Annotated in this window: 15 protein-coding genes; 7 read left to right on the forward strand and 8 right to left on the reverse strand. The window is 74.4% G+C overall.

Annotated features, from left to right (window positions below; translation table 11 throughout):
- Window positions 1–97 precede the first annotated feature (97 nt).
- On the forward strand, window positions 98–685 hold the full coding sequence (locus tag ACFWVC_RS10160) for an Imm21 family immunity protein (RefSeq protein WP_384281413.1): 588 nt from the start codon (window positions 98–100) through the stop codon (window positions 683–685).
- Window positions 686–691: 6 nt separating this feature from the next.
- On the opposite strand, the gene alc is transcribed toward ACFWVC_RS10160, so the two are convergent.
- Entirely contained in the window at window positions 692–1,801 is a 1,110-nt protein-coding gene (alc, locus tag ACFWVC_RS10165) for an allantoicase (protein ID WP_384281417.1), read from the reverse strand.
- Window positions 1,798–3,159, reverse strand: coding sequence for an allantoinase AllB (gene allB / locus ACFWVC_RS10170; RefSeq protein ID WP_384281420.1), 1,362 nt, complete (start codon window positions 3,157–3,159; stop codon window positions 1,798–1,800). The genes alc and allB overlap by 4 nt, the downstream gene beginning before the upstream one ends.
- A gap of 313 nt (window positions 3,160–3,472) precedes the next feature.
- Between allB and ACFWVC_RS10175 the strand changes: the two genes are divergently transcribed.
- Both ACFWVC_RS10175 and ACFWVC_RS10180 read left to right on the forward strand, forming a co-directional pair.
- Window positions 3,473–4,237 carry an IclR family transcriptional regulator gene (locus ACFWVC_RS10175; protein WP_384281426.1) on the forward strand — a complete coding sequence of 255 codons (765 nt, stop codon included), beginning with the start codon at window positions 3,473–3,475 and terminating at the stop codon, window positions 4,235–4,237.
- Between the two features lie 96 nt (window positions 4,238–4,333).
- Window positions 4,334–5,215 carry an LLM class F420-dependent oxidoreductase gene (locus ACFWVC_RS10180; RefSeq protein WP_384281432.1) on the forward strand — a complete coding sequence of 294 codons (882 nt, stop codon included), beginning with the start codon at window positions 4,334–4,336 and terminating at the stop codon, window positions 5,213–5,215.
- A 42-nt stretch (window positions 5,216–5,257) separates the two neighbouring features.
- Here ACFWVC_RS10180 and ACFWVC_RS10185 read toward each other — a convergent pair whose 3' ends face one another.
- Window positions 5,258–5,569: a DUF5955 family protein gene (locus tag ACFWVC_RS10185; RefSeq protein WP_384281953.1), complete on the reverse strand. Its 312-nt coding sequence runs from the start codon at window positions 5,567–5,569 to the stop codon at window positions 5,258–5,260.
- 176 nt (window positions 5,570–5,745) lie between these two features.
- A complete protein-coding gene (locus ACFWVC_RS10190; RefSeq protein WP_384281438.1) occupies window positions 5,746–6,399 on the reverse strand; it encodes a histidine phosphatase family protein in 654 nt (217 codons plus the stop codon).
- Between the two features lie 47 nt (window positions 6,400–6,446).
- On the opposite strand from ACFWVC_RS10190, the gene ACFWVC_RS10195 reads away from it, so the two are divergent.
- From ACFWVC_RS10195 to ACFWVC_RS10205, 3 genes are all read left to right on the forward strand, one after another.
- Window positions 6,447–7,100, forward strand: a complete 654-nt coding sequence (locus ACFWVC_RS10195; RefSeq protein WP_384281443.1) for an NTP transferase domain-containing protein — start codon at window positions 6,447–6,449, stop codon at window positions 7,098–7,100.
- A 164-nt stretch (window positions 7,101–7,264) separates the two neighbouring features.
- Window positions 7,265–8,893: a malate synthase A gene (gene aceB / locus ACFWVC_RS10200; protein WP_384281447.1), complete on the forward strand. Its 1,629-nt coding sequence runs from the start codon at window positions 7,265–7,267 to the stop codon at window positions 8,891–8,893.
- 106 nt (window positions 8,894–8,999) lie between these two features.
- Window positions 9,000–9,605 carry a class I SAM-dependent methyltransferase gene (locus tag ACFWVC_RS10205; RefSeq protein WP_384281452.1) on the forward strand — a complete coding sequence of 202 codons (606 nt, stop codon included), beginning with the start codon at window positions 9,000–9,002 and terminating at the stop codon, window positions 9,603–9,605.
- Window positions 9,606–9,614: 9 nt separating this feature from the next.
- Here the strand turns inward: ACFWVC_RS10205 and ACFWVC_RS10210 are convergent, their stop codons facing one another.
- Window positions 9,615–9,935 carry a nuclear transport factor 2 family protein gene (locus ACFWVC_RS10210; protein WP_384281457.1) on the reverse strand — a complete coding sequence of 107 codons (321 nt, stop codon included), beginning with the start codon at window positions 9,933–9,935 and terminating at the stop codon, window positions 9,615–9,617.
- 174 nt (window positions 9,936–10,109) lie between these two features.
- Between ACFWVC_RS10210 and ACFWVC_RS10215 the strand changes: the two genes are divergently transcribed.
- The gene (locus ACFWVC_RS10215; RefSeq protein WP_384281461.1) at window positions 10,110–11,210 is read left to right on the forward strand and encodes a PP2C family protein-serine/threonine phosphatase; all 1,101 of its coding nucleotides are present in this window, start codon (window positions 10,110–10,112) and stop codon (window positions 11,208–11,210) included.
- On the opposite strand, the gene ACFWVC_RS10220 is transcribed toward ACFWVC_RS10215, so the two are convergent.
- The 3 genes from ACFWVC_RS10220 to ACFWVC_RS10230 form a co-directional block, all read right to left on the reverse strand.
- Entirely contained in the window at window positions 11,188–12,309 is a 1,122-nt protein-coding gene (locus ACFWVC_RS10220; RefSeq protein WP_384281466.1) for a substrate-binding domain-containing protein, read from the reverse strand. The two genes, ACFWVC_RS10215 and ACFWVC_RS10220, sit on opposite strands and share 23 nt — an antisense overlap.
- Before the next feature lie 254 nt (window positions 12,310–12,563).
- The gene (locus ACFWVC_RS10225) at window positions 12,564–13,724 is read right to left on the reverse strand and encodes a hypothetical protein (protein WP_384281468.1); all 1,161 of its coding nucleotides are present in this window, start codon (window positions 13,722–13,724) and stop codon (window positions 12,564–12,566) included.
- A complete protein-coding gene (locus tag ACFWVC_RS10230) occupies window positions 13,721–15,160 on the reverse strand; it encodes a hypothetical protein (protein ID WP_384281472.1) in 1,440 nt (479 codons plus the stop codon). The genes ACFWVC_RS10225 and ACFWVC_RS10230 overlap by 4 nt, the downstream gene beginning before the upstream one ends.
- Window positions 15,161–15,179 lie beyond the last annotated feature (19 nt).

A 15,179-nucleotide genomic window follows, 5' to 3' on the forward strand; every position in this document is an offset into this window, starting at 1 on the left:
GGCGTACGAGGGAGACGCCGGCGCCGCGCGGCACCATGCCCTGGTCCCGTCACGGGCCCGGGGCGGCGCTGTCGGTGGCCGGCGGCACACTGGGGCCATGAACGCCTTCCCGTCCGAGGTTTCCGCTGTGCCCCGTCCCGCTCCGGTGTGGGTGGAGTCCATGGGCGGTCCGATGATCGTTGTTCCCGTCTCCGCGCTCGCCGCTTGGGGCGGCTGCACGGAAGCGGGGATGGTCCTGGGCGACGGGGACGTCCCGGACGACTACGACCGGGCCTGCGCCGTGGACGACCTGGCGGAGGTGATCCCCGTCGGCCGGGACGGCGCCTTGGCGCTGGTGCTGGGGGACGAGCCCGCCACGACGTGTTACCTCCCCGCGCACCGGGCCTTCCTACGCTGGCTCGGCGCCGGCTCGGAGGCCGGTCTGATCGACGCGGCCGAGGCGGTACTCGCGGATCCCGCCATCACGTGGGAGCAGTGCGGGACATGGGACACCGACGGGCCCGCGGTGCTCATGGACTCCGCCGCGGCGGGCAGCCTGCCGGGCGTCGGACACCCCGGCGGCGGCCTGCCCGAACAGGCCCGCGTCCCGCTGCCTCCCGGTCGCTGGACGGTCGACGCCGTCGAGGCGAGGGCGGGCGGCCGCACTTCGCTCGGCCTGGTGCGACTCGTGCCCGCCGTCTCCTGAGCCCCGTCAGGCCAGTTCCTCCCAGCGCCGGGTGAGGCGCCCCGCGCCCGCTTCCGTCAGCGAGCCCCAGAGCCGCAGCCGCGCGACGCCGCCGTCGGGGTAGGTCTCGATCCGCACGTGGGTGGCGGCGGGGGCGACCACCACGAAACGGTGGACGGTGTCGGGCTGCAGGCGGGTGCGGGGAAGGACCGTGAACCACTCGCCGCTCTCGCCGTCGCGCCCCAGCAGTGCCGCCCAGCCGGGGGCGTTGCCCTTGTAGTAGCCGGTGTCGATCTCGACGGCGCGGATGACCCCCTGCCCTGCGAGACGGTAGCTGGCCCAGTCGTGGCCCTTGTCGCGGCGCCGCCGGGTCTCCCAGCCGTCGCCCATCCGGCGCGACCTGCCGGGCAGGATCGGGTTGACCGGCGAGGAGTAGAAGCGGTCGGAGACGTCCTCGGCGGCGCCGCCGTTCTCCAGGGCGGCCAGGTCGAAGGTGCCGAGCGCCGCCAGCCACGCGGGGTCGGGGACCACCTCGCCGTGGACGCGCAGCCGCGCGATTCCCCCGTCGGGGAACTGACGGAGTCTCAGGTGCGTGAAGCGGCGTTCCACGGTCACGCCGAAGCCGTTGGCGGCGTGACCGCCGATGGCCGTGCGCGGCACCAGTTCGGTCCACTCCACGCCGCCCGCGAGCAGGTCCTCCGGGGCGGCGGACAGCGGGGCGGAGGTGCCCTCGACCGCGACCTGCCGGGGGTGGTTGCCGCGGAAGTGGGCCGTGTCCACGACCAGGCCGCGGACGAGGCCGGGGGCGGCGAGGCGGATCAGCGCCCAGTCGTGGTCGGCGTCGACGGGGTGCGGGTCGTCGGGGCCCGTGCCGCGGCGCCGCCGGGTCTCCCAGCCGTCCATGACCTGCCCCTTGTGGCCGAAGTGCTCGGGCCGGAACTCGGGGCGCTCCGGGACGAGCAGGTTCTCCCGCTCGGCGAAGAACTCGTCGTTGGCGGCGATCACCCCGGCGCCCAGCCGCCGGTCGGCGAGGTCGACGAACCCGGTGAACGGCAGGTCGGCGCCGCGGTAGTCGGCCCAGGGGTCCCCTCCGGAGTACGGCTGGGCGTCGCCGGTGTACCGGGGTACGGCGGTCACGCGTCCTCCCTGTCGATGAGGCGGCCGGAGGGGTGCGCCGGGGCGCCGTGGTCGGCGATGCGCTCGCCGCGCAGCCAGGTGCTGCGGACGACCCCCTGGAGAGTGCGGCCCGCGTAGGCGGTGACCTGGTTGCGGTGGTGGAGGGCGGCGGGGTCCACGGTGAAGCTCTCGTCGGGCGCCAGGACGGCGAAGTCGGCGTCGTGACCGGGCGCGATCGCGCCCTTGGTGCTCAAGCCCGCCAGGCGCGCCGGGCCCTGTGCCATCCAGCGCACCACGTCGGCGAGGCCGGCGCCACGCCGCCGGGCCTCGGTCCAGATCGCGGGCAGGCCGAGCTGGAGGGAGGAGATGCCGCCCCATGCGGCGCCGAAGTCGCCGGTGTCGAAGTGCTTGAGACCGGCCGTGGAGGGCGAGTGGTCGGAGACCACGCAGTCGATCGTGCCGTCGAGCAGGCCCTGCCAGAGGGCGTCCCGGTTGGCCGCCTCGCGGATCGGCGGGCAGCACTTGAACTGGGTGGCGCCGTCGGGCACCTCCTCGGCGGTCAGCGTCAGATAGTGCGGGCAGCTCTCGGCCGTCAGGCGTACACCCTCGCGGCGGGCGGCGGCGATCAGCGGCAGCGCCTCGGCGGAGGACAGGTGCAGGACGTGCACCCGGCAGTCGAGGCGGCGGGCGAGTGCGATCAGCCCCTCGATCGCGGTGTTCTCGGCGGCGCGCGGGCGGGAGGCGAGGAAGTCGGCGTACCTGGGGCCGGAGGGCGGCGGGGCGCCGTCGATGAGCGCGGGGTCCTCGGCGTGCACGATCAGCAGCCCGTCGAAGCGGGCGATCTCGGCCATCGCCTCCGCCAGCTCCGCGGGGTCCAGCTGCGGGAACTCCTCGACGCCGGAGTGCAGGAGGAAGCACTTGAAGCCGAAGACGCCGGCCTCGTGGAGCGGCCGCAGGTCCTTGACGTTGCCGGGGACGGCGCCGCCCCAGAAGCCGACGTCGGTGTGGACCCTGCCGCGCGCGGTGTCCCGCTTGAGGTCCAGGTGCGCGGTCGTGGTGGTCGGCGGGACGCTGTTGAGCGGCATGTCGATCAGCGTGGTCACACCCCCGGCGGCGGCCGCGCGGGTGGCGGTCTCGAAGCCCTCCCACTCGGTGCGGCCGGGGTCGTTGATGTGGACGTGGGTGTCGACCAGGCCGGGCAGCAGTGCGTCACGCCCCAGGTCGACCAGGCGGGCGCCGGCCGGTGGCGTGCTCCCGTACGGCAGGACGGCGGAGATCCTGCCTGCGGCGACGGCCACGTCGGCGGCGCGTTCGCCTTCGGGCGTGACGACCCGCGTCGAGCGCAGCACCAGCCCGGTCGCGACAGCGGCCTCGGACACGCGTTCCCCTTCCACCGGCGTCGCACGGACATTCAACGTTCTGTTGAATCAGATCCTCCGCCGGGCCATACGGCCCGTCAAGACCCGCCCGGGGCGCGCGGGAACCCCCGGAGACCCCCTGGGCCCCCCTGGGCCCGTCGGAACGGGCGGGCGGACCGGGAGCCCCGGGAGTAGGGTTGGTGGATTCCACCAAACGGAAGCCCGCTTCCGGCACAGCCGCTCGTGGCTCCGCACAAGGACGCGGCCGACGACGATCAACGGCTGGTGACCGCCGGTAGGCTGCACCACCACATCGTCCGCCTGGGGAGGAACCGTGGCGTCAGACCGCGCCGGGGGCGTCCAGTCCCTTGAACGCGCCTTCGACCTGCTGGAGCGGATGGCCGACGCGGGGGGCGAGGTCGGCCTCAGCGAGCTGTCCACGAGCAGCGGGCTGCCGCTGCCCACCATCCACCGCCTGATGCGGACCCTCGTCGACTGCGGCTACGTACGCCAGCAGCCCAACCGGCGCTACGCCCTCGGCCCCCGGCTGATCCGCCTCGGCGAGACCGCCTCCCGCCTGCTGGGCACCTGGGCCCGCCCCTACCTCGCCGAACTCGTCGACGCGACCGGCGAGACCGCCAACATGGCCCTCCTCGACGGCGACGAGGTCGTCTACGTCGCCCAGGTCCCCTCGCGCCACTCCATGCGGATGTTCACCGAGGTCGGACGCCGCGTCCTGCCCCACTCCACCGGCGTCGGCAAGGCGCTGCTCGCCCACGTCCCGCCGGAGGAGGTGCGCGCGCTGCTGGGCCGCACCGGCATGCCGGCCGCCACGGAGCGGACCATCACCGACCCGGACGCCTTCCTCGCCGAACTCGCGCACATCCGCGAGCAGGGCTACGCCGTGGACGACAACGAGCAGGAGATAGGGGTCCGCTGCCTCGCCGTCACCGTCCCCGGCTCCCCCACGGCCGCCGCAATCTCGGTCTCCGGCCCGGCCGGCCGCGTCACCGAGGCCGCCACGGAGAAGATCGTCCCCGTCCTCCAGGCCGCGGCCCGTCACCTGTCCGCGGCCCTCACCGCCGGCACCGCGGGCTGACCGCCCCGGGGCAGCACGCCGGGGCTTGACCTCGAGCGCACTCCAGGGCCTAGCGTCGCAGGGGTCCGCGACAACGACCCGAGGCGGGGAGTGACCGTGCAACTTGGCCTGCATCTCACGAAGTTCGACCACCCGGAGGGGTCCGTCGCGCTGGGCCCGGCGCTGGCGGAGGCCGGGGCCGCGGCGGAGGCGGCCGGGGTGGGATGGCTGTCGGTCATGGACCACTACTTCCAGATGGAGCACAACGGCGGCGCCGAGGCGGCCATGCTGGAGTGCTACACGACGCTGGGCTACCTCGCCGCCCGCACGTCCTCCGTGCGCCTCGGGGTCCTGGTCACGGGGACGACGTACCGCCATCCCGGACTGCTGGCCAAGATCGCCACGACGCTCGACGTGCTGTCCGGCGGCCGGGCGACCCTGGGACTGGGCGCTGCGTGGTACGAACGCGAGCACCTGGGCCTGGGCGTGCCGTTCCCGCCGCTCTCGGAGCGCTTCGAACGGCTGGAGGAGACGCTGCGCATCTGTCTGCAGATGTGGGACCAGGAGAACGACGGCCCCTTCGAGGGCAGGCACTACCGGCTCGCGGAGACCCGCTGCACCCCGGCGCCCGTCAGCTCGCCCCACCCCGAGGTGATGATCGGCGGCGGCGGGGAGCGCAAGACCCTCAGGCTGGTGGCCCGCTACGCGGACGCGTGCAATCTGTTCGGCTCCTCGCCCGCCGAGGTCGCGCACAAGCTGGACGTGCTGCGCCGGCACTGCGACGAGGCGGGCCGGGACTACGACTCGATCCGCAAGACGATGCTGTACACGGGAAGCGCGCTTCGCGACGGGGACCCGGACACGTTCGTCAAGGAGATGGCCGGCTATGCCGCGCTCGGCGTGGAGAGCGCGATCGTGATGCCTCCCGAGGCGGTTTCCGCCGGGTGGATCGAGAGCCGCTGCGCTCCCGCGGTGGGCCGGCTGGCCGAACTCGGCTGACCGGCTCCAGCCGGGCCCGTCCGGTCGGCCGGTCCCGTCCGCTCAGTCGGCGGAGGGCGGCGCGCCGAAGAGCTCGATCGCGCGCCGCACCTCGGTGAGGGCGGCGGACAGGGCGCTGACGGAGCCGAGGGCGCCGGTGACGACCAGGAGGCCGCGGCGCAGGCGCGGGACGTCGGGGACACCGGCGGCGGCCGCGGCCGCCAGCGCGGCGAGTTCGTCCTCCGCGATGTGACGGTCCGGTAAGTTCGAGCGGTACCCGGCGAGCGCGCGGCGGCAGTGGGAGACCGCCGCGCGCAGCGTGGCCACCCTCGGGTCCTCGGCGCCGTCCCCGTCCAGCGCCGCACGGGCCGCCATGTCCTTGACCACTGATACATCCCCCATTGATCGACCCCCGCTGATCGCACCCGCGCGGGACCGGCCCCACCCGGCGCCGCATCGGGGAGGACAGTAAACGCGACGGAGCGCTCCGCCCGCTATACGGAGAGCGAAATCGGCCGTAAGTTCCTCTCGCGCAAAGCGACTTGCCGACATCAACGTCCGAGGGGCGCTGTTCGGTTCCAGTCGGCGAGCTGCCACCCCGAGGCGCCGTACCGCCAGCGCGCGAAGGAGCCGTTGGCGACACACGCCCCCTCCGGCAGCGGCGGCCCCAGGAGATGACGGAGCATCAGCACGACGGCGTCATGCGTGACCAGCAGCCATGACGCGCCGTCCCCGCCGGCGTCGATCCCGTCCAGCACGGACCGCACGCGCCGGGCGACGTCGTCCATCGACTCGCCACCACCGGGCGGCCGGTACGCGAACTCGCCCTCGCGTTCGCGGCGGGCCGCCTCCCGCGGAAAGCGCTCACGGACGGCCTCCGGCGTGAGCAGTTCGAGCGCGCCGGTGCCGCGGTCGGCCAGACGGGGCTCGTACGACGCCGGGGGCAGTGGGCGCCCCGCGGCGCTGTAGCCGTCCGCGAGGACGGCGAGGGTCTGCCGGGCGCGTCGGTAGGGGGAGCAGAGCACCGTGCCGGGGGCGTCCCCGCCGAGGCCCGACAGCGCGCCGGCGAGCCGTGCCGCCTGGTCGCGGCCGAGGTCGGTGAGGCCGATGTCGGCGTCGCGGACGCCCTCCGGGGAGACGCCGCGCGCGAAGGCCGCGTTCGCGGTGCTCTCGCCGTGCCGCACGGCGATGATCCAGCTCACCATGGCGGGTCCACCTTTCCCTCGTCCGCCATCCACGGTATCCAGGGGACGTGGAACGGAACGGTGGAAGCGGGGCAGACACTGCCGTCGCCGGGCTGCTGCTGGCCGCCGGGGGCGGCCGCCGGCTCGGCGGCCGGCCCAAGGCGCTGCTGGAGTACGGCGGGCGCCCGCTGGTGGAGCACGCCGCGCGGGTGCTGCGCGAGGGCGGCTGCGGGCCGGTGCACATCGTGCTGGGCGCCGCGGCCGGCGAGGTCCGCGCGCGGGCGGTGCTCGACGGCTGCGCGGTGGTCGTGAACCCGGACTGGGAGCAGGGCATGGGGACCTCGCTGCGGGCCGGCCTGGAATCGCTGGCGGGCACAGGGGCACGGGCCGCGGTGGTCGCGCTCGTGGACCAGCCCGGCGTGGGCGCGGAGGCCGTGGCGCGGGTGATGGCGGCGTACGCCTCGCCGGAGACGCTGGCCGCCGCCGCGTACGAAGGCAGGCGCGGGCACCCCATCCTGCTGGGCGCCGGCCACTGGCCAGCGATCGCGGCGACTGCGGTCGGCGACCAGGGGGCACGCTCGTACCTGAAGCGGCACGAGGCGGCGATCGTCCTCGTGGAGTGCGCGGACATCGCGCTCCCGGGCGACATCGACACCCCGGACGACCTGTGGCGGCTCGGCAGCGGTCCGCGGCCGCCGGCACCCGATGCCACAAAACGTTGAAGTTCCGCAATGCAAAAACTATGCTCCACGCAGCAGAAGCGCCCGTCCGGCCAGGGCGCCCCGCGGCCGCCCCCCGGCCCGCCCGGCACCCCGTGCCGCCCGCACCTTCGCCGTGCCGCGTCCCCCCGCGCCGACAGCAGCCGCAGCCAGAGGAGATCAGCTTCATGTCCGCAGCAGGAGCAGGGCCTTTTCCGCACGCCGTCGTCGCCGACACCGCGCCCCCCGTCGAGCGCTCGGAGGAGGTGCTGACCGAATCGGCACTCGCCTTCCTCGGCGAACTGCACCGCCGGTTCGCGCCACGCCGCGCCGGACTCCTCGCCCGTCGCAAGGAGCGCCGCGAGGAGATCGCCCGCACCGGCACCCTGGACTTCCTCCCGGACACCGCGCACATCCGGGAGGGAGACTGGCGGGTCGCGGACGCCCCGGCCGCGCTCGACGACCGCCGGGTGGAGATCACCGGCCCCACCGACCGCAAGATGACGATCAACGCCCTCAACTCCGGTGCGAAGGTCTGGCTCGCGGACTTCGAGGACGCCTCCGCCCCCACCTGGGAGAACGTCGTCGGCGGCCAGATCAACCTGATCGACGCCTTCGAGCGCCGCATCGACTTCACCTCCCCCGAGGGCAAGTCCTACGCACTCGGGGACGAGGCCGCGCTCGCCACGGTCGTCGTGCGCCCCCGCGGCTGGCACCTGGACGAGCGCCACCTCACCGTCGACGGCGAGCCCGTCCCCGGCGCCCTGGTGGACTTCGGGCTCTACTTCTTCCACAACGCGCACCGGCTGCTCGCCAAGGGCAAGGGACCGTACTTCTACCTCCCCAAGACCGAGTCGCACCTCGAAGCCCGCCTCTGGAACGACGTCTTCGTCTTCGCCCAGGACCACGTCGGGGTCGGGCAGGGCACGATCCGTGCCACCGTGCTGATCGAGACGATCACCGCGGCCTTCGAGATGGAGGAGATCCTGCACGAACTCCGCGACCACGCGAGCGGGTTGAACGCGGGCCGCTGGGACTACCTGTTCTCCATCGTGAAGAACTTCCGCGACGCGGGCGAGCGCTTCGTGCTGCCCGACCGCAACGCCGTCACGATGACCGCGCCCTTCATGCGCGCGTACACCGAACTGCTGGTGCGCACCTGCCACAAGCGCGGCGCCCACGCCATCGGCGGCATGGCCGCCTTCATCCCCTCCCGGCGCGACGCGGAGGTCAACGCGGTCGCCTTCGAGAAGGTCAAGGCCGACAAGGACCGCGAGGCCGGGGACGGCTTCGACGGCTCCTGGGTCGCCCACCCCGACCTGGTGCCGATCGCCCGCGCCTCCTTCGACGCGGTCCTCGGCGACCGGCCGAACCAGAAGGAGCGGCTGCGCGAGGACGTCCACGTCACCGCCGCCGAACTGCTGGCCGTCGACTCGCTGGAGGCCAGGCCCACGTACGAGGGGCTGCGCAATGCCGTCCAGGTCGGCACCCGCTACATCGAGGCATGGCTGCGCGGCCTCGGCGCGGTCGCCATCTTCAACCTCATGGAGGACGCCGCCACCGCCGAGATCTCCCGCTCGCAGATCTGGCAGTGGGTCAACGCGGGCGTGGTCTTCGCCGACAACGGCGAGAAGGCCACCGCCGAGCTGGTGCGCGCCGTGGCGGGCCGGGAACTGGCCGCGATCCGTGCCGAGGCGGGCGAGGAGGCCTTCTCGGCGGGCCGCTGGCAGCAGGCCCACGACCTGCTGCTGAAGACCGCGCTCGACGAGACCTACGTCGACTTCCTCACCTTGCCCGCCTACGAGTTGCTCCGCTGACCCGTTCCAGACCCCCGGGCCTTCCACCGCGGACTCCGGCCCGCGGGCGAAGTGATCGAACAGGCGGGGCCGTTCACCGGCCCGATCGCGTGGGAAGGGTCCGGGCATGCCCTTCGACCACAACGACCACTACCACCGGCTGCTGCTGCGCCACGTACCGCCCGGCGCGCTGACCGCGCTCGACGTGGGCTGCGGCACCGGCCGCTTCGCGCGCAAACTGGCGGAACGGGGGCTGCGGGTGGAGGCGGTCGACGCCTCGGATGAGGTCGTCACGGCGGCGGGCACCGCGCCCGGCGTGGTCTTCCGGGTGGCCGACGTGACGCGCGTCCGCCTGCCCGAGGGCCGCTACGACGTGATCACCTGCCTGGCGAGCCTGCACCATGTGCCGTTCTCCACCGTGACCACCCTGCGGGCCGCCCTCGCCCCGGGCGGTGTGCTCCTGGTCCTCGGCTGCCATCCCGAACACAGCGCCGCCGACTGGGCGGTGAGCCTGCTCGCCGTCCCGGTCAACGCCGTCGCCCGGCTCGCCGTCGCCGTCTGGGAGCGGCTGCGCGGCCGGCCCCGCCCGGCCGTGCGCGCGCCGGTGCGCCCGCCCACGATGCCGCTGCCAGAGATCCGCGCCGAGGCGGAGCGCCTCCTGCCGGGCAGCCGGGTGCGCCGCCTGCTGTTCTGGCGCCACCTGCTGGTGTTCCACGAGGACGCCGCGCGCTGACGCGCCCCGTCAGGCCTGGCCGGTGTCGAAGCGGCTGATCTTCCCGTCGTCGACGGTGAAGTGCCACTTGGTGCGCATCTCGCCCCAGGTGTCGTTGCGGTAGTCGGCGATCAGGGTGCACCCCGCGGCGTCCTGCGACTGGACGCCCATGTGACCGTGGGAGTCGAAGATCTCCCGGTCGGCCCATTCGCCGAGGCTGCGTTCCGAGCCGTCGTCCGACATGGTCGCGTCATCGGTGAGCGCCTTGTGGAAGGCCTCGCGGTCGCCGTCGTTGACCGCCTCGACGAAGGCGCGGACGGCGGGCTCGTTGAGGGCGTCGTTGCGGATCATCGTCGAACTCCCTGTGCCGGTGTACGGGCCACCAGCCTGGTCGGCCGAAGCGCCCTGCGCCACCCGGGGGACGGCGGTTCACCCGGGGGACGGCCCCCGCTGGCCGGGCGGGGCGGGCGCGGGGAGTCTGGGACGACAGCCCGGCGGGCCGGGACGGACGGCGGGAGCGCGCGCGTGGGAAGTGTCGACGAGGGCGGCACCGACGACCGCAGGGATGTGGCGCGCTACGTCCGGCTGCTGCCCGTCGTGCTGCTCGTCGGCGGCTTCCTCGTGGACTACCTGACTCCCGCCGAGTTCAGCGGAACGGCCTTCTACTCCGTCGCCCCGATGATCGCCGCGCCGCTCATGTCGCTGCGCGGCACGTGCCTGGTCGGTGCCGGGGCCGTCGCGGCGGACGCGGGCATCCTGAACCACTTCGGCTACATCGACGGCGCCGGCGGCGTCAGCGAGCTGCTGTCGATCACGGCGGTGTCGGCGGTCGCGGTGTTCATCAACCGGGTGCTGCACGTCCGCGAGATGCGGCTGCGCTCCGCCCGCGGCATCGCGGCGGCGGTGCAGCGGGCGGTGCTGCCCGAGCCGCCGGAACGCGTCGGCCCGTTCCGGATCGCCGCCCGCTACGAGGCCGCCCAGCAGGACGCGGACATCGGCGGTGACCTCTACGCCGTTCAGGAGACCCCCTTCGGGCTGCGCTGCGTCATCGGCGACGTCCGCGGCAAGGGGATGGACGCGGTAGAGGCGGCCACGGTGGTGCTGGGCGCCTTCCGTATGGCGGCCGACGAGGAGCCGACGCTCGCCGGACTGGCCGCGCGCATGGACCGCGCCCTGTGGCGGGAGTCCGAACGGCGCGAGGGCCTGGACCGGCTGGAAGGCTTCACCACGGCCGTCCTGGCGGAGATCCCCCCGGACGGCGGGCAGCTCCGCCTCGTCAACCGCGGCCACCCTCCGCCGCTCGTGCTCCGCGAGGGGCGGGTGTACTACGCCGAGCCCTCCCGGCACGCCCTGCCTCTCGGCATGGGCCTGGAGACCGGCGTGGCCTCGGTGGACACCCTGCCCTTCCCGCCCGGCACCTCGCTGCTGATGCACACCGACGGCGTCACCGAGGCGCGCAATTCCGACGGCACCTTCTACGACCCGGTGACCCGGCTCGCCGGCGTGCGCTTCGAGGGGCCCGCCGAACTGCTGCAGACCCTGCTGGACGACGTCCACCGCCACACCGGCGGCCCCCGCAACGACGACATGGCCCTGCTCGCCGTCACCCACGACCTGCTGCCCTGAGCACCGCCCCGCACGAGGTCCGTACGCGCAGCGCGGGCAGCAGGCCGACGTGCCGTCGCGGCCCGGAATCCCCCGAGCGGCGCTCGGCGATCCGCTCCAGGAGCAGCGCCACCGCGGCCTCGCCGACCGCGCGCTTGGGTGGCGCGACAGCGGTGAGCGGTGGGTCGGCCAGGCTCGCCACCTCGTCGCCGTGGACGACGATCGCCAGGTCCTCGGGAACGAGCACGCCGAGCGCCCGCAGCCGCGGGACGAGCACCACCGCGAACTCGTCACCGTCCAGGAGTACCGCGCGCACGCCGTGCTCCTCGGCCAGCGCGCGCAGATGATCGGCCGTCTGCCCGATCCGCTCGGCCTCGGGCAGCCGCGCGGGCGCGCAGTACGGCGAGCCGGGCGCCGGGGTCAGCCCCAGCGCCTCGACGGCGGCGGCGTACCCGGCCCGCAGGCGGTCGGCGTGTGCGGCCTCCCGCAGCACCAGCGCGACCGAGTGGTGGCCGAGCGAGGCCAGATGCCGCACGGCCAGGGCGGCGCCGTGCGCGGCGTCGGAACGGACATGGTCCAGATCCGCCGCCTGGCTGCCCGGCGGCGCGTGCCGCTCCACGAGCACCAGCGGCACCCCGGTCCCGACGGTCAGGTCGTCGTCGCCGGAGCCCGGGCCGGGAGTGAGCAGCAGACCCTGCGCGCCTGCGGCGACCAGCCCGCCGGCCTGCTCGGCGTCGCCCTCGGGGTGCCCGGACAGGCCGAGCACCAGCCGTCCGCCGCGGGCCTCCAGGGCGTCGCGGGCGCCCTGGACGATCTCGCCGAAGGGGTGGTCGAGCGTGGGAACGACCATGCCGGCCACCACGCCCTCGGCGTCCCGGGCAGCCGCGGCGAGAGCGGGAGTCGGAGCGGTGCCCGGTGCGGGACCGGTCCCGGCGCCCGGCCACACGACCGAGCCGTGCACGCGGCGCAGCCGTCCCTGGGTCGCGAGCGTCTCGACGTCCCGGCGCAGCGTGACCGTGGAGACGCCCAGTTCCCCGGCGAGGTCCGTGACCCGCAGGCTGCCCCGCTCGCGGACCAGTGCGAGGACCCGCTCGTGGCGCTGGCCGACATGGAGCCGCACGGTCTTCTCCCTGCTCGGGACGGCAGGGACGGCGATTTCGCGGCCCGTCCCCACTCCCCCGACTGTACGCCGCACGGCAGACCGGATGCCCCGAACGGATCGCCCCGGCCACCGCCCCGTTTCGTTCGGTCGAACGCTCGGGACGCCCCTCCCGGGGCGCGAAGGGATCCACAGCCAGGGCACGCCGGCCCCGGCCGCTTCGCGTACGCCGTGAAGCTCGGGCACGGCCCGCCGTCACCGGAGGTGACGATGCGTCAGCTCCGCCGTCGGCGCGGCGGCGCCGCCCGCTTGCGGTAGGCGTCCAGCACGTCCTGCCGGAGCAGGAATCCAAAACCCGCCGACTCCAGCCGCAGGCCGAGAGCAGCCTCGTCGATGCCGAGGCCGGCCGCGGCGTCCGCCAGGTGCCAGTCGGCGGCGGCCAGGCGGCTGAGCAGGTGGCCACGGCGGATCTGGCTCTCCGAGAGCCGGAACGTCTTGAGGTACACCGTCCTGCCGCTGCCGTCGGTGATGGCCTCGCCGATGTGGTTCTCCTGCTTGGGCCGGAACTCCGGCAGGAAGCGGGCGAGGGTGAAGGGCCCCATCCGGTACACCGTCCGCCAGGTCCCGTCCTGTTCCGTCGCCCCGGCGGCCATCGTCGTGTCGTGGAAACCGGCCCAGGCGCGCTCCTGTTCCCCGGCCGCCGCGCGCAGCCGGGCCAGGGAGTCGAGACCCTCGTCGCCCAGGCGGGCCCGGAACTCCGGCACCGGCGGCATCAGGAGCGCGTAGTGGTGGACGAGTTCGCCGTACAGGTCCTGCACCAGGGTCGGGTGGAGCACCCGGTAGTCGTCCGGATGCGGCACGACGAACACGGCAGCCAGGGCGTCGGCGACGTAGAGCAGCACACCGCACTGCCCGGGGTGGATCTCGAAGACGCGCAGCGCGTCCGCGAGTCCGGTGACCTCGGCGCCGGTGTACGCCTGCTCGACGCGCGGCGACAGACCGCGGCGCAGCGCCTGCTGCGACCACTCCTCCCAGGCGACCGAGGGTCCGCCGAAGTGCAGCGCCAGATAGCCCTCCAGCGCCAGGTGCAGCGGGAGGAAGCGCAGCCGGTGCTTCTCCTCACGGCGGGCCATCCTGCGGTGGAAGCGCAGGCCGGTGGTGGCGGGCGGCGTCGCGTCCCCTCCGGGGGCCAGGTGGGTGCCGTAGGCGGCCGCCGGAGTGCCGTCCTCGGTCCAGTCGGCGACGAAGGCGTGCGGGATGTAGGAGAAGTAGGCCGTGCGGGGGCCGACGCTCACGACGGAGGGGCCGTCGCCCAGGATCCGCGGGTGCAGGCGCAGGTCCTCGACGGGTGCGGGGCGCACCAGCGGCACCAGGCGCACCGCGCCCCACACCTGGGAAGGGCGGGTGTCCAGGCCGGTGAGGTCCATCGCGGTCACCGGGCACGCTCCTGGGGGACTTCGGCCGTCATGCGGTCGGCGCGGGATTCCATGTAGGCGGTGAGTTCGGCGAGCTCCGTGCGGCCCTCGGCGAACTGGGCGATCTCCACGAGCGCGGGCAGGTCCTCGGCGTCGCGGATACCGGCCGTGGCCACGGTCGCGGACAGCCGGCGCACGTCGAACGCGTCAGCGTCGTACACGGGGTTGAGGTGGACGACACTGGTACGCCCGCCGGGATCGAGGCGGGTGCGCCACACCCGCAGCACCTCGGCGGCCAGGCCCGGGGGCGCGTTGTCCCAGCCGTCGGAGACGATCACCAGGCGGGACGGCGCGGTGTCCAGGGCGTCGAGCACACGCCGGCCCAGCGGTGTCGGACCGTACGGGTGGACCAGTAGCGCGTCGTCCCGTCCGGAGGTCCACAGCCCGGTGTACTCGCCCGCCAGGGCCGCGAGCAGATGGTGGCAGGCCAGGGCGACGGCCAGCGGGCGGCGGCGCTTGGTGCCCGAGCCGGAGGCGGAGAAGCTGTCGTCCAGGACGGCGGTCACCTTTCCCCAGCTTCCGCGGTGCCGCCCGGCCACCCGTGCCGCGGCCGCCTCCAGGGCGCCGGTCAGCTCACCGCGCCGGCGCCGGCGCTCGTCGAGGGGCAGCGCCAGCACGTAGGACGCCAGCCGGGTGAGCGGCATGCGGTCCAGCTCGCCCGGCACGGGGACGGCGCCGCGCTCCCGGGCGGCCTCCCGCAGTCGCAGGGTCTCCAGGCGCGTCATGCGCGGGGCGATGCGCTCCAGGAAGACCTCCCGGGGGACGCGGTGCTTGGCCGCGAAGCCCTCGGCGACGGTGTAGGGCAGCTCGTACAGGGCCTCCTGCTCGTAGTGCGCGCGACGCCACGCCTCGAGCAGGGGCGTGGCATATCGGGCCCGGGTCAGCGGCCGGAAGACGAACGTGCCCAGTTCGCCCCCGGCGGGGGCGAGGTGGGTGTGCCGCAGAGTCTCCCGCAGACCGCCGCGGTACTTGACGGCGTCGAACGCGAGGTCCGGGCGCGCGGCCAGCCAGTCGCGGACGATGGCGCGGGTGCGCCGGTTGTTCACTCCGGCCCGGCGCAGTGCGCGGAAGAGCCCGTACGCCCGCTGCGGCGGCAGCAGTGCCAGCCGGGCGGCGATCAGCCGGCCCTCGCTGCGGCGCTGTCCGGAGGTGGCCTCGGCCGTGGTCTCCAGCAGCCGGCGGATGATCAGGACCGCGTTGTGGTCGTTGATGTCCAGCGCGAGCACCCCGGCGTACAGGTCGCGGTAGTTCCCCAGCATGTACGCGTGGAGGAAGTCCAGGGACAGCCTCTGCTGTCCGGCGCTGTCGCGGAACTCGCGCTGACCGGTCGCGGTGATCGCCGCGTTGACGAACAGCAGCACGTCCTCGGCCGCGACGGCCGCCCCCCGCTCGCCCATGACGTGTGCTCCCCCCGGT

This window comes from Streptomyces sp. NPDC058691, assembly GCF_042714775.1.
GTDB lineage: Bacteria > Actinomycetota > Actinomycetes > Streptomycetales > Streptomycetaceae > Actinacidiphila.